Origin of the sequence: Rhodosalinus sp., from assembly GCF_046542825.1 — a bacterium.
Lineage (GTDB): Bacteria > Pseudomonadota > Alphaproteobacteria > Rhodobacterales > Rhodobacteraceae > Rhodosalinus.
On the sequence record NZ_JBKHAQ010000001.1, the window covers coordinates 69,778 to 89,652 of the forward strand.

At 70.2% G+C, this 19,875-nt stretch carries 22 protein-coding genes; 8 read left to right on the plus strand and 14 right to left on the minus strand.

The window, feature by feature from the left end; translation table 11 throughout:
• Entirely contained in the window at nucleotides 1–1,101 is a 1,101-nt protein-coding gene (locus tag ACLFOB_RS00315; RefSeq protein WP_410924255.1) for a PA0069 family radical SAM protein, read from the minus strand.
• Nucleotides 1,102–1,298: 197 nt separating this feature from the next.
• On the opposite strand from ACLFOB_RS00315, the gene ACLFOB_RS00320 reads away from it, so the two are divergent.
• The gene (locus ACLFOB_RS00320; protein ID WP_410924256.1) at nucleotides 1,299–2,003 is read left to right on the plus strand and encodes a corrinoid protein; all 705 of its coding nucleotides are present in this window, start codon (nucleotides 1,299–1,301) and stop codon (nucleotides 2,001–2,003) included.
• A gap of 23 nt (nucleotides 2,004–2,026) precedes the next feature.
• Nucleotides 2,027–2,677, plus strand: coding sequence for a DUF1638 domain-containing protein (locus ACLFOB_RS00325; RefSeq protein WP_410924258.1), 651 nt, complete (start codon nucleotides 2,027–2,029; stop codon nucleotides 2,675–2,677).
• A gap of 106 nt (nucleotides 2,678–2,783) precedes the next feature.
• On the opposite strand, the gene ACLFOB_RS00330 is transcribed toward ACLFOB_RS00325, so the two are convergent.
• Entirely contained in the window at nucleotides 2,784–3,203 is a 420-nt protein-coding gene (locus ACLFOB_RS00330) for a SufE family protein (protein ID WP_410916605.1), read from the minus strand.
• 151 nt (nucleotides 3,204–3,354) lie between these two features.
• On the opposite strand from ACLFOB_RS00330, the gene ACLFOB_RS00335 reads away from it, so the two are divergent.
• Nucleotides 3,355–3,852, plus strand: a complete 498-nt coding sequence (locus tag ACLFOB_RS00335) for a hypothetical protein (RefSeq protein ID WP_410916604.1) — start codon at nucleotides 3,355–3,357, stop codon at nucleotides 3,850–3,852.
• A gap of 7 nt (nucleotides 3,853–3,859) precedes the next feature.
• On the opposite strand, the gene rnd is transcribed toward ACLFOB_RS00335, so the two are convergent.
• The 12 genes from rnd to ACLFOB_RS00395 form a co-directional block, all read right to left on the minus strand.
• The gene (gene rnd / locus ACLFOB_RS00340; protein WP_410916622.1) at nucleotides 3,860–5,020 is read right to left on the minus strand and encodes a ribonuclease D; all 1,161 of its coding nucleotides are present in this window, start codon (nucleotides 5,018–5,020) and stop codon (nucleotides 3,860–3,862) included.
• A 653-nt stretch (nucleotides 5,021–5,673) separates the two neighbouring features.
• A complete protein-coding gene (ureG, locus tag ACLFOB_RS00345) occupies nucleotides 5,674–6,303 on the minus strand; it encodes an urease accessory protein UreG (RefSeq protein ID WP_410916620.1) in 630 nt (209 codons plus the stop codon).
• Nucleotides 6,303–6,953 carry an urease accessory protein UreF gene (locus ACLFOB_RS00350; protein WP_410924260.1) on the minus strand — a complete coding sequence of 217 codons (651 nt, stop codon included), beginning with the start codon at nucleotides 6,951–6,953 and terminating at the stop codon, nucleotides 6,303–6,305. Before ACLFOB_RS00350 ends, ureG begins: the two co-directional genes overlap by 1 nt.
• Nucleotides 6,937–7,386: an urease accessory protein UreE gene (ureE, locus tag ACLFOB_RS00355; RefSeq protein ID WP_410924262.1), complete on the minus strand. Its 450-nt coding sequence runs from the start codon at nucleotides 7,384–7,386 to the stop codon at nucleotides 6,937–6,939. Before ureE ends, ACLFOB_RS00350 begins: the two co-directional genes overlap by 17 nt.
• A 9-nt stretch (nucleotides 7,387–7,395) precedes the next feature.
• Nucleotides 7,396–9,105 (minus strand): urease subunit alpha, encoded by a 1,710-nt coding sequence (gene ureC / locus ACLFOB_RS00360; RefSeq protein WP_410924264.1) that lies wholly within the window; start codon nucleotides 9,103–9,105, stop codon nucleotides 7,396–7,398.
• A gap of 50 nt (nucleotides 9,106–9,155) precedes the next feature.
• Nucleotides 9,156–9,557 carry a lysozyme inhibitor LprI family protein gene (locus tag ACLFOB_RS00365; protein WP_410924265.1) on the minus strand — a complete coding sequence of 134 codons (402 nt, stop codon included), beginning with the start codon at nucleotides 9,555–9,557 and terminating at the stop codon, nucleotides 9,156–9,158.
• Nucleotides 9,541–9,936 carry a carboxymuconolactone decarboxylase family protein gene (locus tag ACLFOB_RS00370; RefSeq protein ID WP_410924267.1) on the minus strand — a complete coding sequence of 132 codons (396 nt, stop codon included), beginning with the start codon at nucleotides 9,934–9,936 and terminating at the stop codon, nucleotides 9,541–9,543. Before ACLFOB_RS00370 ends, ACLFOB_RS00365 begins: the two co-directional genes overlap by 17 nt.
• Nucleotides 9,936–10,757: a cyclase family protein gene (locus ACLFOB_RS00375; protein WP_410924268.1), complete on the minus strand. Its 822-nt coding sequence runs from the start codon at nucleotides 10,755–10,757 to the stop codon at nucleotides 9,936–9,938. Before ACLFOB_RS00375 ends, ACLFOB_RS00370 begins: the two co-directional genes overlap by 1 nt.
• A 29-nt stretch (nucleotides 10,758–10,786) precedes the next feature.
• Nucleotides 10,787–11,092, minus strand: a complete 306-nt coding sequence (locus ACLFOB_RS00380) for an urease subunit beta (protein WP_410924270.1) — start codon at nucleotides 11,090–11,092, stop codon at nucleotides 10,787–10,789.
• Nucleotides 11,093–11,095: 3 nt separating this feature from the next.
• Complete coding sequence (locus ACLFOB_RS00385; protein WP_410924272.1) at nucleotides 11,096–11,665, minus strand: HupE/UreJ family protein; 570 nt, start codon at nucleotides 11,663–11,665, stop codon at nucleotides 11,096–11,098.
• A gap of 13 nt (nucleotides 11,666–11,678) precedes the next feature.
• A complete protein-coding gene (locus ACLFOB_RS00390; RefSeq protein ID WP_410924274.1) occupies nucleotides 11,679–11,981 on the minus strand; it encodes an urease subunit gamma in 303 nt (100 codons plus the stop codon).
• Between the two features lie 4 nt (nucleotides 11,982–11,985).
• Nucleotides 11,986–12,816, minus strand: a complete 831-nt coding sequence (locus tag ACLFOB_RS00395; RefSeq protein WP_410924275.1) for an urease accessory protein UreD — start codon at nucleotides 12,814–12,816, stop codon at nucleotides 11,986–11,988.
• 336 nt (nucleotides 12,817–13,152) lie between these two features.
• On the opposite strand from ACLFOB_RS00395, the gene ACLFOB_RS00400 reads away from it, so the two are divergent.
• From ACLFOB_RS00400 to xdhB, 5 genes are all read left to right on the plus strand, one after another.
• Complete coding sequence (locus ACLFOB_RS00400) at nucleotides 13,153–14,157, plus strand: ABC transporter substrate-binding protein (protein ID WP_410924288.1); 1,005 nt, start codon at nucleotides 13,153–13,155, stop codon at nucleotides 14,155–14,157.
• Nucleotides 14,090–15,046 (plus strand): ABC transporter ATP-binding protein, encoded by a 957-nt coding sequence (locus ACLFOB_RS00405; protein ID WP_410918298.1) that lies wholly within the window; start codon nucleotides 14,090–14,092, stop codon nucleotides 15,044–15,046. Before ACLFOB_RS00400 ends, ACLFOB_RS00405 begins: the two co-directional genes overlap by 68 nt.
• Before the next feature lie 101 nt (nucleotides 15,047–15,147).
• Complete coding sequence (locus ACLFOB_RS00410) at nucleotides 15,148–15,909, plus strand: ABC transporter permease (RefSeq protein WP_410918300.1); 762 nt, start codon at nucleotides 15,148–15,150, stop codon at nucleotides 15,907–15,909.
• 148 nt (nucleotides 15,910–16,057) lie between these two features.
• Complete coding sequence (gene xdhA, locus ACLFOB_RS00415; RefSeq protein WP_410924277.1) at nucleotides 16,058–17,497, plus strand: xanthine dehydrogenase small subunit; 1,440 nt, start codon at nucleotides 16,058–16,060, stop codon at nucleotides 17,495–17,497.
• A complete protein-coding gene (xdhB, locus tag ACLFOB_RS00420) occupies nucleotides 17,494–19,857 on the plus strand; it encodes a xanthine dehydrogenase molybdopterin binding subunit (RefSeq protein ID WP_410924278.1) in 2,364 nt (787 codons plus the stop codon). The genes xdhA and xdhB overlap by 4 nt, the downstream gene beginning before the upstream one ends.
• Nucleotides 19,858–19,875: the final 18 nt, after the last annotated feature.

Genomic DNA, 19,875 nt, shown 5'->3' on the forward strand with positions numbered 1-19,875 from the left:
TCAGAACAGCCGCAACTGGTCCGGCCCGCCGGTGAGCGGCGCGAAACGGTCGGTCCGCAGCGGCGGCAGGGGCCCTGCCAGCCCCACGCGCTTCGCGGCACGCGCGAATCGCTGCGCGATCATCTGCGCGTGCAGTCCTTCGCCCCGCATCCGGTGCCCCCACTGCGGGTCGTAGTCGCGCCCGCCGTGCATCTCGCGCAGGCGGGCCATCACACGCGCCGCGCGGTCAGGCCGGTGTTCGGCCAGCCACTCCTGCCAGAGCTCCGAGACCTCGCGCGGCAGGCGCAGCATCACCCAGCTTGCCGCCACCGCGCCGGCCTTCGCCGCCTCCGACAGGATCTTTTCGACCTCGTGATCGGTCAGGCCCGGCACGATCGGCGAGACCATGACGCGCACCGGCACGCCCGCGTCCGACAGCCGCCGGATCGCCGCCAGCCGCCGCGCGGGCGAGGGCGCGCGCGGCTCCATCCGCCGGGCAAGGTCGGGGTCCAGCGTGGTGACCGAGAACCCCACCCGCGCGATCCCCTGCGCCGCCATCCGCGACAGGATGTCTGTGTCGCGCTCCACCAGCGCGCCCTTGGTCACCACGCCCACAGGGTGGGCCGCCGCCTCCAGCACCTCGAGGCAGGCGCGGGTCAGCCGCCGTTCGCGCTCCACCGGCTGATAGGGGTCGGTCGCGGTGCCCAGCGCCAGGGCCGCGGGCCGGTAGCGCGGGTTGCCCAGTTCCTTCGTCAGCACCTCGGCGATGTTGGGCCGGGCCACCAGCCGCGTCTCGAAATCCAGCCCCGGCGACAGGCCCAGATAGGCATGAGTGGGCCGCGCGAAGCAGTAGATGCAGCCATGCTCGCAGCCCCGGTAGGGATTGAGCGAGCGGTCGAAGGGCACGTCGGGCGAGGTGTTGCGCGCAATCGCGCTTTGCACCCGTTCTTCCGTGACCTGTGTGCGGAGCGGAGGCAGGGGGTCGTCCAGCGTGCCCCAGCCGTCGTCAACGATCTCGCGCGACGGCTCGAAGCGGCCGGGCCGTGCGCTGATGGCGCCGCGTCCGCGGCGGCGGCCCGGATCGATCCGGTCGGATGAGGCCGTGTTGCACGCGCGGGTCATTTCCGAAGACTGGAACATAACACGAACAAATGCAATCGCTGCGACAGCTCGCCCGCACTGCGTCACAATTTCGCACCGCGTCGGCTTCGGCAGCGCGAGTGTCGCGAAACGCCAAGAGCATCTTTCGCATTTCTCCCAAACACGCCCGGACAGGCGCCCGCGGCAGAGGCGGCGGGTGCGACCCAGGGAAGCGCGCCATGGCCGAAGACGAAGACGACATCATCCTTTCCGAACTGGACGACGAAGAGCTTGTCCAGCAGATGTTCGACGATCTCTACGACGGTCTCCGGGAAGAGATCGAGGAAGGCGTCAACATCCTTCTCGAGCGCGGGTGGGAGCCCTACGCCATCCTGACCGAGGCGCTGGTGGGCGGCATGACCATCGTCGGCAAGGACTTTCGCGACGGCATCCTCTTCGTGCCCGAGGTTCTGCTGGCCGCCAACGCGATGAAGGCCGGCATGTCGATCCTGAAGCCGCTTCTGGCCGAGACCGGCGCGCCGCGCGTGGGCAAGATGGTGATCGGCACGGTCAAGGGCGACATCCACGACATCGGCAAGAACCTTGTCTCGATGATGATGGAGGGCGCGGGCTTCGAGGTGGTGGACCTCGGGATCAACAACCCTGTCGAGAACTATCTCGAGGCGCTGGAGACCGAACAGCCCGACATCCTGGGCATGTCCGCGCTGCTGACCACGACGATGCCCTACATGAAGGTCGTGATCGACACGATGGTCGAGCAGGGCATCCGCGACGATTACATCGTGCTCGTGGGCGGTGCGCCCCTGAACGAGGAATTCGGCCGCGCGATCGGCGCCGACGCCTACTGCCGCGATGCTGCCGTGGCGGTCGAGACCGCCAAGACCCTCGTCGCGCGCAAGCACAACCAGATGGTAGCGGGCTGAACGCCGCCGCAAGGCCGCAAGGGATGAATGCGAACGCACCCGACGACCAGATCCTGACGCAGGCGGGTCTCCCGCCCGCCCGCATGGGGCGCATCCTGCTGATCGCCTGTGGCGCGCTGGCCCGAGAGATCCTTGCCCTGCGCGATGCGAACGGCTGGACACACCTGGATCTGCACTGTCTTCCGGCGATCCTGCACAATCACCCCGAGCGCATACCCGAGGCCGTGCGCGCGGCGGTGACGCAGCACGCGCCGGATTACGACCAGGTCCATGTCGTCTATGCCGACTGCGGCACCGGCGGCCGTCTGCAGGAGCTGTGCAACGACCTTGGCGTGGGCATGGTCGCCGGGCCGCACTGCTACGCCTTTTTCGAGGGCGTGGAGGCCTTCGCGCGACGGGCGGAGGAGGAGTTCACTGCCTTCTACCTGACCGATTTCCTCGTCCGGCAGTTCGACGCCTTCGTCTGGAAGCCTCTCGGTCTCGACCGGCATCCGGACCTGCGCGACGTCTATTTCGGCCACTACGAGAAGCTCGTCTATCAGGCGCAGACCGACGATCCCGCATTGACCGAAAAGGCGCGCGACTGCGCCGCGCGGCTGGGGCTGGCCTTCGAGCGGCGCGTCACGGGTTACGGGGATCTTGCGACCGCGCTTCGGACCTGGGCGGCGCGCTGAGGCGGCGGATCGCCGGAGCGCGGTGGGCGCCCGCCCTGCGCCCGTCGCGATCTGTCCTTCCTGCAAGGTGCAGCAGGGGAAGCCCGCGGGCCCCCCTGCCGGAAGATCAGGCGCTGGCCTTGGCCTCGGCGGCGTATTGGCGGATGCGCTCGATCATCGCGCGCAATCCGTTCGACCGCTGCGCCGAGAGATGATCGTGCAGCGCGAGCCGGCCCAGTTCGGCGCGCGCATCGACGGACAGCACCTCGTCGAGCGTGAGCCCGTCATAGAGCCGGTGCAGGAGCGCGATCAGCCCGCGCACGATCATCGCGTCGCTGTCGCCCTCGAAATGAAACCGCCCGCCTTCGATCCGGGGGTGCAGCCAGACCTGGCTGGCGCAGCCCTCGACCTTGGTCGCGGGCACCTTGAGCGCGTCGTCCAGCGGCGCCATCGCCTTGCCTTCCTCGATCACCAGGCGATAGCGATCCTCCCAGTCGTCGAGGAACCCGAAATCCTCCACGATCTCTTCGAAGGCTTCGTTTGCCATGCCCGTGCCGCTCCTGTCGTTCGTGCTGCCGCATCTGCCTTGTCATGGCAGACCTAGGCGCCACGGCGCACCGAATCCAGCCCGGCTTGACGCTTTTCAAGGGCCGGGCGATGCGGTAACCCGATAGGCGACCGGGCAAGGGGGACGGGCCATGCGCGCATCGGTGACGGGGCTTCTGGCGGTGACCCTCGTGGTCGCGGGTTGCGCGACGATCCGCGACTCCCGTCTCAATCCCGGCAACTGGTTCGGCCCGAGCCGGGAGGTGGTCGTGACCGAACCCGATGGCAATCCGCTGATCCCGCGGCGCAGCGCGCTTTCCCGGCCCGAGCAGGCCTACGAGGGGCGGCCGATCGACCGGATCACCGATCTGACGATCGAGCCTCTGCCGGGCGGTGCCGTGCTGCGTGCCTCCGGGGTGGCCGCCCGGCAGGGGCCCTACGCGGTGCAGCTCACCCCTGTGGAAGAGGCCTCCACCGACGAAGTGCTCGTCTTCACCTTCGACCGTCTGCTGCCGGGCAGGAACACGCCCGTCGGCCCCGAACGGACGCGCGTGGCGGAGGTGGCCACCCGTCTGAGCGACCTCGATCTTGAAGGTGTGCGCATGATCCGTGTGGAGGCCGCGCGCAACGCCAGGGAACTCAGGCGCTGAACCGCGCTCAGTCGATCGGCACGACCTCGACATTGCGCCCCTTGGCGGCGAGCGCGATCCGCCCCTCGCACAGCCTGAGCGCATCCTCGCCAAAGACCTCCCGCCGCCAGCCCGTCAGCGCCGGCAGATCGCGTTCGCCCGCGGCGATGGCATCCAGATCGGCGGCCTGCGCGATGAGCTTCGAGGCGACGCCTGCGCTTTCGGTCTTTGCCTTGAGAAGCACACGCAGCAGATCCGCGAGCGCAGGGTTGGGCTGACCCCTGTCGCGCGCCCGCTCGACGCGCGGCAGATCCTCCTCGGGGCAGTCGAGTCCGGCCTTGACGGCGGCCAGGATGCCTTCGGCGATGTCGCCCTTGCGCGCCTCGCGCAACAGCAGGCGCGAGCGCGAGAGCTCCGACATGTCGCGCGGCCTGGTGGAGGCCAGTTCGAGCAGCGCATCGTCCTTGAAGACGCGGTTGCGCGGGATGTCACGCGCCTGCGCATAAGATTCGCGGAAGCGCGCGAGTTCGCGCACGATGGCGAGAAACCGGGGCTGATCGTTGCGCGTGCGGATACGCTTCCAGGCGTCCTCGGGGTGTGACTCGTAGGTTTCGGGCGCGGTGAGCGCCGCGATTTCCTCGGCGACCCAGCGATCGCGCCCCGTCTCGGCCAGCCGCGCCGCGAGATGCTCGTAGATGTCGCGCAGATGCGTGACATCGGCCAGGGCATAGGCTTTCTGGGCCTCCGACAGCGGTCGGCGCGACCAGTCGGTGAAGCGCGATGTCTTGTCGAGGCCGGCCTTCGCGATCCGCTTGACCAGCGTCTCGTAGCCCACCTGTTCGCCGAAGCCGCAGACCATCGCCGCCACCTGCGTGTCGAAGAGCGGCGTCGGGATCACGCCGGCATCAACATAGAAGATCTCGAGATCCTGCCGGGCGGCGTGAAAGACCTTTACGGTGCTTTCGTCGCGGAAGAGGTCGTAGAGCGGCGCAAGGTCCAGATCGCCCTCGATCGGATCGACCAGAACCGCAGTGTCCTCGCCACTCCCCGGGATCGCCATCTGCAGCAGGCAGAGTTTCGAATAGTAGCTGCGCTCGCGCATGAACTCGGTGTCGACCGTGACGTAGGGCGCTGCCTGCGCGCGGCGGCAAAAGGCGGCCAACGCCTGGGTGTCGGTGATCACCGGGATGGAAACGGCTTCGCCGGAAGAACGGGACCTCATGCCGCGGGGAGATAGGCAAGACGGGCAGGAAAGGAAAGGGAAATCGCCGCGAATTGGAATGGTCACCGGAGTCGCCGTTTCCGATGTAGCCTGCCGGCTGCCCGGTGTCTTCCAGCACCGTCAGGCGCGTGCGGTGGGCATGGCGCGCGGCAAGGACCCACGGGGAGGCAAGGCTGACAACCGGGTCATGGGCGCCATGCACCAGATGCACCGCCACTCCCGATCCTTCCACCAGCGCCGGCCCGTCGCGCACCCTCCGGTGGCCCCTTTGGTCTTGCACGCGGCGTGTCCCGGTCGGAGATGCGGATGGCCGAGATCCCGGGAGCCTGCGCCGGGCCGGGCCGATGCTCTGCCGTGACCCGCATCGGGGCAGGCCACAGCCGGACCAGCGCGGCCTGCCCCCGCAGCGCGTCGCGGCAAGAATCGCCCTGATCTGGGTTCACACGGTCGCAACCGACAAAGACAGCCCGGCAGACAGCCGCGAGGCGCTTGTGACCCTTGCGCATACGGTCAACGCGATCACAGGTTGAAACGACCTGCTGACCGTCGCAGCGAAGCTGCCCGAGGGGCGCGCGGGCCTGGAGCGAGCCCTGACCGCGGACAGGCCACAGCGACGCGGATCAGGTCGCGCGTGCCGACGCGGGCGCGCGCAGACCGCCGAGGTCGCGCAGGATGGCCACCGCGTCCGCCGCCCCCTCACCGTTGCGCAGGGCGGCAAAGACCGTGGGGCGGCCCTCGCGCGTCTCGGCCGCGTCCCGGCGCATCATGTCGAGATCGACGCCGACGTAGGGGGCGAGATCGGTCTTGTTGATCACCAGCAGGTCGGACTTGCGCAGTGCCGGCCCCTTCTTGCGCGGGATGTCCTGCCCCATGGCCACGTCGATCATGTAGATCGTCAGGTCGGCAAGTTCCGGGCTGAAACTGGCGGCGAGGTTGTCGCCGCCCGATTCGATCAGCACCACCTCGATCCCGGGGTGCCGGCGTTCCAGTTCCGCCACGGCGGCAAGGTTGATCGAGGCGTCCTCGCGGATCGCGGTGTGCGGGCAGCCGCCGGTCTCGACCCCGATCACCCGGCTTTCGGGCAGGATCTGCTGGCGCAGCAGCGCCTCGGCGTCCTCGCGGGTGTAGATGTCGTTGGTGATCACGCCGATGGAATGATCGGGCGCGAGCGCGCGGGCGAGCGCGGCGGTCAGCGTGGTCTTGCCGGCGCCGACGGGGCCGCCGATGCCGATCCGAAGGGGGCCGTTCATCATGAGCGAAAGAGCCTCGGTTGCAGGGTTTCATGGCGCATGGCGGCGATGTCGGCCGCCCATGCGGCGGAGGACAGGTCGTCCCGCGCAAGCGCCTGTGCATCGTCGGCCAGGCGCGCGCAGAGCGGTGCCAGCCGGGCGACCGCGCCCTGCGCCTCGGTCTGGCCCAGCGGCACCAGGCGCTGCGCGGCGGAGGCGAGACTGGCCGCGACCGCGTGGAGGTAGAGCGCAAGCGTGTCGCAAAGCGGCAGGCCCGTGAGTGCCGCGGCACGGCCCACCGCGACCGGGTGGGCGAGCGGCGGAAGGTCGAGGCCCCAGACGGCGGCGGTGGTGCGGGCGAAGGCCGCGCCCTGCTCCACCGTCTCGGCCTGACGTTCGGCCGAGGGGGCGAAGGCGCGCGCCTCGGTGTCGAGCGCGGCGATCTCGTCCGCAGACCCGGCGCGCCAGGCTTCGGCCAGCAGCACCGCGTCGGCACGGGCGAGGCCGTGTTCGAGGACGTCCGCCAGCCAGACGGCGAAGCTTTCCGCGTCGGTCACGCGCCCCTCGGCCACCTCGGTCTCCAGCCCGTGCGACCAGGCGAAGCCGCCGGTCGGATAGGCAGGCGACAGCCATTGCGCGAGCGTCAGGCGGGCGTCAGTGGCTGTGGTCATGGGTGCGTCCGTGGCCATAGGCGCCGCCCTCGGGGGTGAAGGGGGCCTCCACCTCGTGCAGGTCGGCCCCAAGCTTCTGCAGCATCTCCTGCAGGACATGGTCGCGGCGGATCAGCAGGCGGTCGGGCTCGACCTGACAGGGGGTGTGGCGGTTGCCGATGTGCCAGGCCAGCCGCGGCAGGTCGCCGCGGACCTCGCAGAGCGGCTCGGGCGCGGCGATCACCTCGATCAGCCGGCCGTCCGCCAGTTCCAGCGCATCGCCATGATCGAGCGAGACGGTCTGCGGCAGATCGACGAGGAAGGGGGCTCCCGCCCCGGTCTCCAGCCGCTTGCGGCGCAGGAAGCGCGCCTCGTAATCCAGCCGCACCCAGTCGGCGGGGCCGTGCCAGTGGCCCTTGCGGTGCAGGGTCTGCGCGATGGGAAGCTCGGTCATCTTTCGCCCTCAGAACAGGAAATAGCGTTGCGCCATGGGGACCACCTCCACCGGCGCGCAGGTCAGAAGCTCGCCGTCGGCGCGCACCTCGTAGGTCTCGGGGTGCACCTCCATCGCGGGCAGCGCATCGTTCAGGATCAGGTCGCGCTTGGTGACACCGCGGATGCCGCGCACCGCGGCCGTGTCCTTGGCAAGGCCCAGCGCGTCGCGGATGCCCGCGGCCTGCGCCGCCTGGCTCACGAAGGTCACGGCGCTGCGTTCGACCGAGCGGCCATAGGCGCCCCACATCGGCCGGGTATAGACCGGCTGCGGCGTGGGGATGGAGGCGTTGGGGTCCCCCATCTGCGCGCAGACGATGGTTCCGCCGATCAGCACGAGGTCCGGTTTCACCCCGAAGAAGGCGGGCTGCCACAGCACCAGATCGGCGCGCTTGCCCTCCTCGATCGAGCCGATCTCATGCGCGATGCCATGCGCGATCGCCGGGTTGATGGTGTATTTCGCCACGTAGCGGCGGACGCGGAAGTTGTCGTTCTCGCCCGTCTCCTCGGGCAGGCGGCCGCGCTGGCGCTTCATCTTGTCGGCGGTCTGCCAGGTGCGGATGATGACCTCTCCCACGCGGCCCATCGCCTGGCTGTCGCTCGCGATGATGCTGAAGGCGCCCATGTCGTGCAGGATGTCCTCTGCCGCGATGGTCTCGCGCCGGATGCGGCTTTCGGCAAAGGCCACGTCCTCGGGGATCGACTTGTCGAGGTGGTGGCAGACCATGAGCATGTCGAGATGCTCTTCGACGGTGTTCACCGTGAAGGGCCGCGTCGGGTTGGTGGAGGAGGGCAGGACGAACTCCTCTCCGCAGATCTTGATGATGTCCGGGGCGTGCCCGCCGCCTGCTCCTTCCGTGTGGAAGGCGTGGATTGTGCGCCCCTTCATCGCCGCGACGGTGTTCTCGACGAAACCGCTCTCGTTCAGCGTGTCGGTGTGGATCATCACCTGAATGTCGTGATCGTCGGCGACCGACAGGCAGCAGTCGATGGCGGCGGGGGTCGTCCCCCAGTCCTCGTGCAGCTTGAGCGCGCAGGCGCCGGCCTCCACCTGTTCGACCAGCGCCTGGGGGAGCGAGGCGTTGCCCTTGCCCGCGAAGGCAAGGTTCATCGGAAAGGCGTCGGCCGCCTGCAGCATCCGCCCGATGTGCCACGGCCCCGGCGTGCAGGTGGTGGCCATGGTGCCGGTGGCCGGGCCGGTGCCGCCGCCGAGCATGGTGGTGATGCCGGAGTGCAGCGCGTCCTCCACCTGCTGCGGGCAGATGAAGTGGATGTGACTGTCGAAGCCGCCGGCGGTCAGGATCCTGCCCTCGCCCGCGATGGCCTCTGTCCCGGGGCCCACGACGATGTCGACGCCCGGCTGCACGTCCGGGTTGCCGGCCTTGCCGATCTTCGCGATGCGCCCGTCCTTCAACCCGACGTCGGCCTTGTAGATGCCGGTGGCGTCCACGATCAGCGCGTTGGTGATGACGGTGTCCACCGCCCCTTCGGCGCGGGTGGCCTGGCACTGGCCCATGCCGTCGCGGATCACCTTGCCGCCGCCGAACTTCACCTCCTCCCCGTAGGTGGTCAGGTCGCGCTCGACCTCGATGAAAAGCTCGGTGTCGGCCAGGCGCACGCGGTCGCCGGTGGTGGGGCCGAACATCGCGGCGTAGTCGGATCGCGGAATGCGTGCGGGCATGAACGCTCCCTTTCTGGTGCGCGCCGCCCCGGCGGGGCGGCGCCGCGGTTTCAGTTCACCTCGCCGAAGAGGCGCAGATCCTCTGTCCGCTGCCGCGTCAGGCGCTCGCGGCAGGCGTAGACGAGCATCGGCATCATGCTGCCGCCCCAGGCCATGTGGCTTTCCGCGGCGCAGGCAAGATCGCGGAACTCGATCCAGACCCGCTGGGCGCGGCGCAGATCCTCCTCGATGTCCACGGGCGCGTCGGCGGGCAGCGCCGACTGGATCGCCCGCGCCTCGTCGATGGCCAGCCTCCAGGCGAGGTTGAGGTCCTCGTCGGCCGCGCGCCAGGCCTGTTCCGCGCAATAGGTCATCTCGATCTGTGTCACCGTCTCGGCGCAGTTCACGTCCTGCGCCGCGGCAGGCGCGGCCAGCAGAAAAAGGGCAAGCGCGGCCTCAGACCTTGAAGGCATCGTCCACCTCGACTTGCATCGCGGTCACCAGCCCGTTGGTCTGCATGGCCATGCCGATCACGGCCAGAAGCTCGGCGTGCATCTCCTCGGTCATGCCCTTCGCCTTTGCCGCGGCAGTGTGGGAGTGGATGCAGTAGCTGCAGGAATTGGCGGTGGAGACGGCCAGATAGACCATCTCCTTCACCATCGGATCGAGCGCGCCGGGCGCCATCACCGTCTTCAGACGGTCCCAGGTCGCGCGCAGCTGCGCCGGATCGTGCGCCAGCGCGCGCCAGAAGTTGTTGACGTAGTCGGTCCCCCGCGCGGCGCGGATCTCCTCGAAGACCTCCACCGCCTCCGCCGTTAGCTCGTCGTCGGCCATCAGACGCACGGTCGCCATCAGACGAGCCCCATGATCCGTGCCGGGCCGCCGGTGCCGTTCCTGACCTTGGGCGCACCGACCATGAGCGTCGCGCCGGTCTCGGGCATCCGGTCGAGCCCGGCGAGGCATTCGATCCCGTAGCGCCCCGCGGGGAGCCACGCATAATGCACCGCGAAGTCGGGCGACGGCCCGTGATCGAGCGACAGCGTGTCCACCGCGATCGCCGCCGCGTTCGTCTCGTCCAGCAGCATCTGCGCCGCTTCCACGTGGAAGCCGGGGAAATGCATCGTGCCGGGGCGCGCCGAATCGGCGTTGCGGAAACCGTCGGTGCCCACCTTGTCCGCCCAGCCAGAGTTCATCGCCACGCAGGCCCCGTCGGGGATATCGCCATTGCGCCCGATCCACGCCTGAAGGTCGTCGGGCGTGACCTGCGCGTCCGGGTTCTCGGCGGCCTTCGCGCGAATGTCGATCACGCAGAGCGGGCAGGCAAGATCCTCCACCGGGATCTCGGCCACCGAGCGTCCGTCGGCGCTGAAGTGCAGCGGCGCGTCGATGTGGGTGCCGGTGTGCTCGTTGATCGAGAGAACGTAGAGGTTGTAGCCGTCGCCCTCGAAATCGAACTGCTTGTCATAGCTGATGCCCGGCGAGCCGCCGAAGGTCGGAAACTCGGCCGACAGCTCGTGCGTCATGTCCACCACCTGTCGCGCGGGCTGCGCCAGAACCGGCCGGGGCGCGGCGCTCATGCCCGCAGCCGCGGCCGTCGCCGCCGCGCCGGCGAAAAAGCCGCGCCGGCTGAGCATCTTTTCCTTCACCGAGTTGACCACGCAAATGTCGCACATCGGGTATCCCTCCCTGTTGCAATGGCTGCTCAGAGGTCGCCCATCACCTGCCCGTTGAAGCCGTAGACGCGCCGCGCTCCTGCATAGGGGATCAGCGTCACTTCCCGCGTCTGGCCCGGCTCGAAGCGTACGGCGGAGCCGGCGGCGATGTCGAGACGTTTGCCGCGCGCCGCCGCGCGGTCGAACGCCAGCGCCGGATTCGCCTCGGCGAAGTGATAGTGGCTGCCCACCTGCACCGGCCGGTCGCCGGTATTGGCGACCTGCAGGCGCGTGACCTCGCGGCCCGCGTTGAGTTCGATCTCGCCCTCGGGCGTCTGCAGCTCTCCGGGGATCATGGCTCAGACCCCCCTGGCGGGCGCGGCGCCCGCCGCGGCCACCAGCCCGCCGGCCAGGCGCGGGGCCGAGCGCCCGGCGCGCGCCAGCGCGTGGCCCGGCAGCAATCCGACCCCGTGCAGCGCGGCCGTGGCCAGCGCGAAGCCCGCCAGATAGGGCAGCGCGCCCGCCACCCACATCTCGGTCCCGTGGGCGTGCCCGTGGAACAGCGCGAAGGCGCCGACCAGCGCGGCACCCGCCGCGACGGGCAGCCGCAGGCCCAGCGCGACGACGAGGCCCAGCACCACGACGGAGGCAAGGATCGCCGGCTCGACCAGCGGCAGTGCCAGACCGCCCAGCGCCAGCGCGAAACCCAGCACCATCAAGCCCACGAAGGCCGCCGGCACCGCCCAGACCGCGCGCTCGCCCAGCATTCCGGCCCAGAGGCCCACCGCCACCATGGCCAGCACGTGATCGGCCCCGAAGATCGGGTGGGTCGCCCCGGCCAGGAAGGAATTGTGCTCAAGCGGTGCGACATGGGCCAGCGCGGGGCCGGCGGCCAGCACCATCGGCACGGCGGCGATCAGGCGTCTCATCGGCAGTCTCCTCTCAGCGGATCGGGTTGTGGACGGTGACAAGCTTGGTGCCGTCGGGAAAGGTGGCCTCGACCTGCACCTCGGCGATCATCTCCGGCACGCCCTCCATGCACATCTCGCGGGTGACGACCTGCGCACCCGCCTCCATCATCTCGGCCACCGACCGGCCGTCGCGCGCGCCCTCGACGACGGCATCGGTGATCAGGGCGATCGCCTCGGGGTGGTTCAGCTTCACGCCTCGGGACAGGCGCCGGCGCGCCACCTCGGCCGCCATGGCGACCATCAGCTTGTCCTTCTCGCGGGGGGTCAGCATCATCGGGTCACAGTCTCCATGCCTTGGGAAGCGCGCCGCCCGTCAGCCGGTCAAGCACCGGCAGCAGGGTGGCGCGCAGCGCCTGACCGTCGCGCGCCAGAAGCCGCAGGACAAGCAGATCAGGCGAGAGCAGGCTCGCCCCGCCCGTCGCCGGCAGCAGGGCGCGCACCGGCGCAAGCTCCGCCTCGGCCTCCGGCCCGACCAGCACCAGGCTCGCCATGGCACCCGCGCCACCGGCCACGCCGGGGCGCGCCAGCGTGGTCGCGATGTCGCCCGCCAGCGTCACGCCGTCGCGGTAGAGCGGCCGCCCCCCGCGCGTTACGGCAATCCGGTCGCGAAAGCGGCCGCTGGTGAGCGTTTCGCCCATGGCCCTGCGCCCGAAGATCAGCGGCTCGACCATCAGCAGTCGCGCGCCGGGGGCAAGGTCGATCTCCAGCCGCCGGTCGAGCGACGCGCCGTCGTAGAGGATCGTTTCCTGCGGCAGCCAGTCGAGACGCGCCTCCGGCCCGGCAGCAAGCCGCACCGCCAGTCGCCCGGTCGATCCCGGCGGCGCGCGGTAGGCCCGTTCGCAGGCCTGCGTCGAAAGCGTCAGCGCCGCGCCCGCCTCGGCCCGGGCCTCGACCTCGAACCGGTCGCCGCCGGTGATCCCGCCGGCGGTATTGACAAGGATCGCCTCCACCCCCGCGCCCGGCCGGGGACGCGGAAACACCGCGCGCAGCGAGCCCTGGTGCCGGAACGCGGAGAGCGCGCTGCCACCCCGCGCCGCACGCACGGACAGGCGCACCGCGCCGCGGGCGCGCGGTTGCGCCGGCACCTCCTGCCTGCGCGCCTCCGACATCGACGCCGTCTGGAGAATCGGCCCCTCCGTTCCTTGCCGCCGCGGATGCGCGGCATCGCGACGGCCGCCCGCGCGGCGCTTGCCGGCACAGGCGGTCTCCTCGCATTCCGGACGGATCAGAGGCGCCACCCGCGGGCGTGTCCAGCGCAATGACCCCGGGCGCGCTGAAACCGACAGGACTCGCGCCCGTTTTTGCGCCGACTTGCCCAAAACTTCGGCAACATGTTTGATGATGACACCCGCGGCGCGCTGAAGCACGATTCTCTCGTGACGACCCCGCGCCGGACAAGCGAGTTGGGCGAGAGCCACAGACAGACCAGCAGGAGAGATGCCCAAGTGTTCTACCGTGCGATCCTGACCGCCGCTGCCGCCACGCTCGCCGCGAGCGCCGCCGCGGCACAGACAGAGATGCCCTTCGCCCTCGACTGGAAGTTCGAGGGGCCGGCCGCGCCCTATTTCGTCGCCATCGACAAGGGCTACTTCGCCGATGCCGGGCTGGAGGTCGAGGTCACCGCCGGGCAGGGCTCGCTCGACGCGATCCCGAAGGTCGCGACCGGCGCCTTCCCGGTGGGCTTTGCCGACATCAACAGCCTGATCAAGTTCCTCGACCAGAACCCGGGTGCGCCGGTGACGGCGGTGATGATGGTCTACGACAAGCCGCCCTTCGCGGTGGTGGGCCGCAAGAGCCAGGGCGTCGAGGCGCCCAAGGATCTCGAAGGCCGCGTGCTGGGCGCGCCGCCGCCCGACGGCGCATGGGCGCAGTTCCCGATCTTCGCCGCCGAGAACGACCTCGACATGGACGCGATCACCGTGGACCCCGTGGGCTTTCCCACGCGCGAGCCGATGCTGGCCGAGGGCGAGGTGGACGCGGTGACGGGATTTTCCTTCTCGTCCTTCCTGAACCTAGTGCGCCTCGGCGTTGACGAGGACGACATCTCGACGATCCTGATGGCGGATCATGGCGTGCAACTCTATGGCAACGCGGTCATCGTGAACACGGCGTTTGCCGAGGAGAACCCCGAACTGGTCTCGGGCTTCCTGTCGGCCGTGGCGCAGGGCTGGACCGATGCCATCGCCGATCCGGCAGCGGCGATCGAGAGCCTGATCGAGCGCAACCCGGCCGCCGATGCGGATCTCGAACAGCGCCGCCTGCAGCTCGCCATCGACGCCAACGTGGTCACGGACTGGACCCGGGCCAACGGCATGGGCATCATCGACCCCGCGCGCATGGCGGAGGCGCTGGAGCAGATCAAGCTCACCTACGAGTTCGAAAATGCCCCGGACGCGGCGCTCTACTTCACCGACGCCTACCTGCCCGAGGGCGGCTTCCCGCTGCAATGACGACCCGCCGCGGGCGGACTCCGCCCGCGGCCAGCGCCCCGGAGGACGCTTGGAAAACCTCATCGATATCCGCGGCGTGTGCCACACCTTCCGCACCCGCACAGGGCCATTGCCCGTCCTCGACGGGCTGGAGGTTGCCGTGGACGAGGGCGGCTTCACCGCCGTCGTCGGGCCATCCGGCTGCGGCAAGTCCACCCTGACGCGGCTGATCGCCGGCCTTCTGATCCCCGACGCGGGCGAGGTCCGCGTTCACGGCGAACGCGTCACCGGCCCGCGCGCGAACGTCGGCATGGCCTTCCAGAACCCCGTGCTGCTGGAATGGCGCACGATCCTCAGGAACGTGCTCCTGCCGCTCGAGATCGTGCCCACGAAGCTGCCGAAGAGGGATCAGGAGGCCCGCGCGCGCCGACTTCTGTCGCTCGTGGGGCTCGAGGGGTTCGAGGACAAGCGCCCCTCGGAACTCTCGGGGGGGATGCGCCAGCGTGCCTCGCTCTGCCGGGCGCTCATCCACCAGCCGGAGGTGCTGATCCTGGACGAACCCTTCGGCGCGCTCGACGCCTTCACGCGCGAGGACCTGTGGCAGACCATGCACGAGGTCAAGCGCAACGAGCCTTTTACCGGCGTGCTGATCACCCACGACCTGCGCGAGGCGATCTTTCTCGCCGACCGGGTGGTCGTCCTGTCGGGGCGGCCTGCGCGCACGCAATACGTCCTCGACGTGCCCGACACCGGCCCGCGCGACCTCGACCACCTCTACACCCCCGAGGCGACCGAGATGCTCAACATCCTGCGCCACCAGATCGAGATCGCGCAGGGCCGCGCCGCAGAGGAACCGGCGACCGCGCATCCCGCCCCGCCCCCCGGCGCGGCCGCCCGCGGCATGCACTGAGACAGGAGACCGGGTTGACCGACACCACCACCGCGCCCACCCCCGTCACCCGGCCCGAAGAGGCCGCACGCCCCTCGCTCGGCCGCCGCGTCGCCAGGGCGATGAGCAACCGCGCCGTGCTCGCCCCCGTGATCGCCACCCTCGTGCTGATCGCGCTCTGGGAGGCGCTCGTCTGGGTCAACGGCTGGCCCGACTACGTCATGGCCTCGCCCTCGGACCTCGTGCCGGCCTACGCGCAGTACTGGGACCGCTTCATCGTCATGGGCTGGCAGACGCTCTGGCGCACGGTGCTGGGCCTGCTGCTCGCTGTGATCGTGGGCGTGGCGCTCGGCATGGTCATGGGCTTCTCGCGCACCATGCGCGACGCGCTCTATCCCCTTCTGGTGGGCTTCAACGCGATCCCCAAGGCGACCGTGGTGCCCATCGTCGCGCTTATGTTCGTGGGCGCACACGACTTCAACACCGTGCTCATCGCCTTCATGATCTCCTTCTTCCCGATCGCCGTCTCGGTCTCGATCGGCCTCTCGACGCTCGAGCCCGAGTACCGCGACATCCTGCGCAGCCTCGGCGCCTCGCAATCCACAATCTTCTGGAAGATCGCGCTGCCCAAGACGCTGCCGGAGTTCTTCGGCGCGCTGAAGGTCGCCGTGACGCTCGCCTTCATCGGCACCAACCTGATGGAGATCGTCTCGCCCCACGGCCGCGGGCTGGGCGCGCTCTTCGATTCGGGCAAGACGAATTCCGACTATCCGCTGATGTTCGCCGTGCTCATCGCGCTCGCGCTGCTCGGCATCCTGCTCTATTATGTCGTCATCGTGCTGGAAAAGACCTTCGCCGGCTGGGCAGATCGCAGCCCCGGGTGAAGGCACCGGGCCCCGCGGCACCCCGCCTCTTGCCAAAGCGGCGGCGGAAATGCAGGATTTCAGGCGGCGCCCGAACTGCCGGCCCCTTCTACGCCGCCTCGAAGGGGAGCGCCCCGGCCAACGGGTATCGCGGCGATGCTGACCTGACATGCGCACAGCCTTCCTGCTCAACGGCACCCCCGTCGAGACACGCACCGCTCCGACCGAAACCCTGCTCGACTGGCTGCGCGACGCCCGCGGCCTCACCGGCACCAAGGAGGGCTGCAACGAGGGCGACTGCGGCGCCTGCACCGTCGTCGTCACCGACGCAGAGCACGGCGCGCGCGCGCTCAACGCCTGCATCCTTTTCATGCCCCAGCTACACGGTCGCGCGGTGCGCACCGTCGAGGGCCTGGGCGATGCGGGCGCCCCCCACCCCGCGCAGGACGCCATGGTCGCCCATCACGGCAGCCAGTGCGGCTTCTGCACGCCCGGCATCATGGCCGCCATGGCCGCCGCGCACGCGCAGGGCCGCACGGACCACACCGATGCGCTCGCAGGCAACCTTTGCCGCTGCACGGGCTACGCGCCGATCCTGAAGGCCGCGCAAGCCATCGAAACCGCGCCCCGGCCTGCATGGGTCGCGGCCGACCGCGCCGCGCTCGACACCCACCGGTCCTTCCTCTTGCCCGAAATACCCTCGGGGGGTGAGGCGGCGCAGCCGCCGAGGGGGGCAGACAGCCCCCCTGGCCCCGCCTGCATCCTGCCCGAGAGCTCCGATCAGCTCGCCGCGTGGTACGCCGCGCACCCCGACGCCACGCTGATCGGCGGCGCCACGGACGTCGGGCTCTGGGTGACGAAGGACCTGCGACGGCTCGGGCCGGTGGCCTTCCTGCACCGCTGCCGCGACCTGCAGAAGATCGAGGTGGGCGCGCGCGAGATCCGCATCGGCGCCGCCGTCACCCTCGACCGGGTCCGCGCGCTGATGGCAGAGCATCACCCCTCCTTCGCCGAGCTTCTCCGGCGCTACGGCTCGGCGCAGGTGCGCGCGGCGGCGACACTCGGGGGCAACATCGCCAACGGCTCGCCCATCGGCGACAGCCCGCCGCCGCTCATCGCGCTGGGCGCCCAGCTTCACCTGCGCCATGCCAGGACCCGGCGCAGCCTGCCGCTCGAGGACTTCTTCCTCGATTACGGCCGGCAGGACCGCGCGCCCGGCGAATTCGTCGAGGCGGTGACGATCCCGCGGCAGCCCGACCGGCTGCGCGTCTGGAAGGTCTCCAAGCGCTTCGACCAGGACATCTCGGCGGTCTGCGGCGCCTTCGACCTGACGGTCGAGGACGGCCGCATCGTCGCGGCGCGCATCGCCTTCGGCGGCATGGCCGCCACGCCGAAGCGCGCCCGCGCGGTGGAGGCCGCGCTCGTCGGCCGCCCTCTCACGTCCGAGGGCGTCGCCGCCGCCGATGCCGCCTGGACGGAGGACTTCCGCCCGATCTCGGACATGCGCGCCTCGGCGGACTACCGGCTGCAGGTCGCCCGCAACCTGCTCATCCGCTACGCGCTCGACCACGCCGGGGCGCTGACCAGCGTGCTGGAGGTGCGCCCGTGACCGTCGCGAAGCCCGTGCCCCACGACGCAGCCCACCGCCATGTCGACGGCACCGCGCGCTACGTCGACGACATTCCGGTGCCCGCGGGCACGCTGCACCTGTGCTTCGGCACGAGCACGGTGGCGAGGGGCCGCGTGACCGCCATGGACCTCGGCCCGGTGCGTGCCGCCGAGGGCGTGGTCGCCGTGCTGTCGGCCGACGATCTGCCCTTCGACAGTGACGTGGCCCCCGTCGCCCATGACGAGCCGCTCCTCTCGGACGGCACGGTGCACTACGCCGGTCAGCCCCTCTTTATCGTCGTGGCCGAGAGCCACCTTCAGGCACGCAAGGCCGCGCGGCTGGGGCAGGTGAGCTACGAAGAGGAGCCCCCGATCCTCACGGTCGAGCAGGCGCTCGCCGCCGGGTCGCGCTTCGAGGAGGGGCCGCGCGTCTACGGTCGCGGCGACGTGGAGGCCGCGCTCGCCGCCGCGCCGCATTTCACCGAGGGCGAGATCGAGATCGGCGGGCAGGAGCACTTCTACCTCGAGGGGCAGGCGGCGCTGGCGCTGCCGCAGGAAGGCGGCGACATGATCGTGCACGCCTCGTCCCAGCATCCGACCGAGATCCAGCACAAGGTCGCCGACGCGCTCGGCCTGCCGATGCATGCCGTCCGCGTCGAGGTGCGGCGCATGGGCGGCGGCTTTGGCGGCAAGGAGAGCCAGGGCAACGCGCTTGCGGTGGCCTGCGCACTGGCCGCTCGCGCCACGGGGCGCCCCTGCAAGATGCGCTACGATCGCGACGACGACTTCATCATCACCGGCAAGCGCCATCCCTTCGTCATCCGCTACCGCGCGGGCCACGACGCCGAAGGCCGTCTGCTGGCGGTGGATTTCGTGCAATACGCGCTCTGCGGCTGGTCGCAGGACCTGAGCCTCGCGGTTGCGGACCGGGCTATGCTGCACGCCGACAACGCCTATTTCATCCCGGCCGTGCGGATCGAGAGCCACCGGCTGCGCACCAATCACCAGTCGCATACCGCCTTCCGCGGCTTCGGCGGGCCGCAGGGCATGGTGGGCATCGAGCGGGTGCTGGATCACGTCGCCCACCGGGTGGGCCGCGACCCGGTCGCGGTGCGCCGGCTGAATTACTACGCGGAGGCGGAGGAAGGGGGGCCGTCGGCCCCCCTCGGCGGCTTTGCCGCCTCACCCCCCGAGGGTATTTCAGGCAAGAGGAAGGACCTGCGGGAGCGCCGCGTGACGCCCTACGGGCAGGTCGTGGAGGATTTCATCCTGGGCGCGATGACGGAGCGCCTGCTGGAGACCAGCGGGTATGCGGCGCGGCGGGCAGCGGTCGCGGCGTGGAATGCGGAAAACACGGTGATCCGGCGGGGGCTTGCCATGACGCCGGTGAAGTTCGGCATCTCCTTCACGCTGACCCATCTCAACCAGGCGGGTGCGCTGGTGCATGTCTACCAGGACGGCTCGGTCTCTCTGAACCACGGCGGGACCGAGATGGGGCAGGGCCTGTTCCAGAAGGTGGCGCAGGTGGCCGCCCAGGTCTTCGGCCTGCCGATGGCGGCGGTGCGGATCACCGCGACGGACACGGCCAAGGTGCCCAACACCTCTGCCACCGCGGCATCCTCCGGGTCGGACCTGAACGGCATGGCGGTGCGGCTGGCCTGCGAGGAGATCGCGGGGCGGATGGCCGGATTCCTTGCCGAGCGGCATCAGGCGAAGCCCGCCGAGGTGCGGTTTCGCGACGGGCGCGTCGAGGTGGGCGCGGAGAGCTACACCTTCGCCGAGGCGGCGAAGGCCTGCTGGATGGGGCGCGTGAGCCTGTCGGCCACGGGCTACTACCGCACGCCGGGCATCTCCTGGGACCGGATCAAGGGCGAGGGGCGGCCCTTCTTCTACTTCGCATATGGTGCGGCGGTGAGCGAGGTGGCCGTGGACACGCTGACCGGCGAATACCGTATCCTGCGTGCCGACATCCTGCACGATGCGGGCGCCAGCCTGAACCCGGCGATCGACCGCGGGCAGGTCGAGGGCGGCTATGTGCAGGGAGCGGGCTGGCTCACGACGGAGGAGCTCGTCTGGGACGGGGAGGGGCGGCTCCGGACACATGCGCCCTCGACCTACAAGATTCCCGCCGCCTCGGATGCGCCTGCCGTGTTCAACGTGGATTTCTGGAAAGGAGAAAACCGGGCGGAGACGATCCATCGCTCGAAGGCGGTGGGCGAGCCGCCGCTGATGCTTGGGATTTCCGTGCTGATGGCGCTGTCGGACGCTGTGGCGTCCTGCGGGCCGGGCTATCCCGCGCTTGACGCCCCTGCCACGCCCGAGCGGGTCCTGGCCGCCATCGCGCGGGTTCGGGCGGGATGAGCGGGGCGGCCGGCGGCG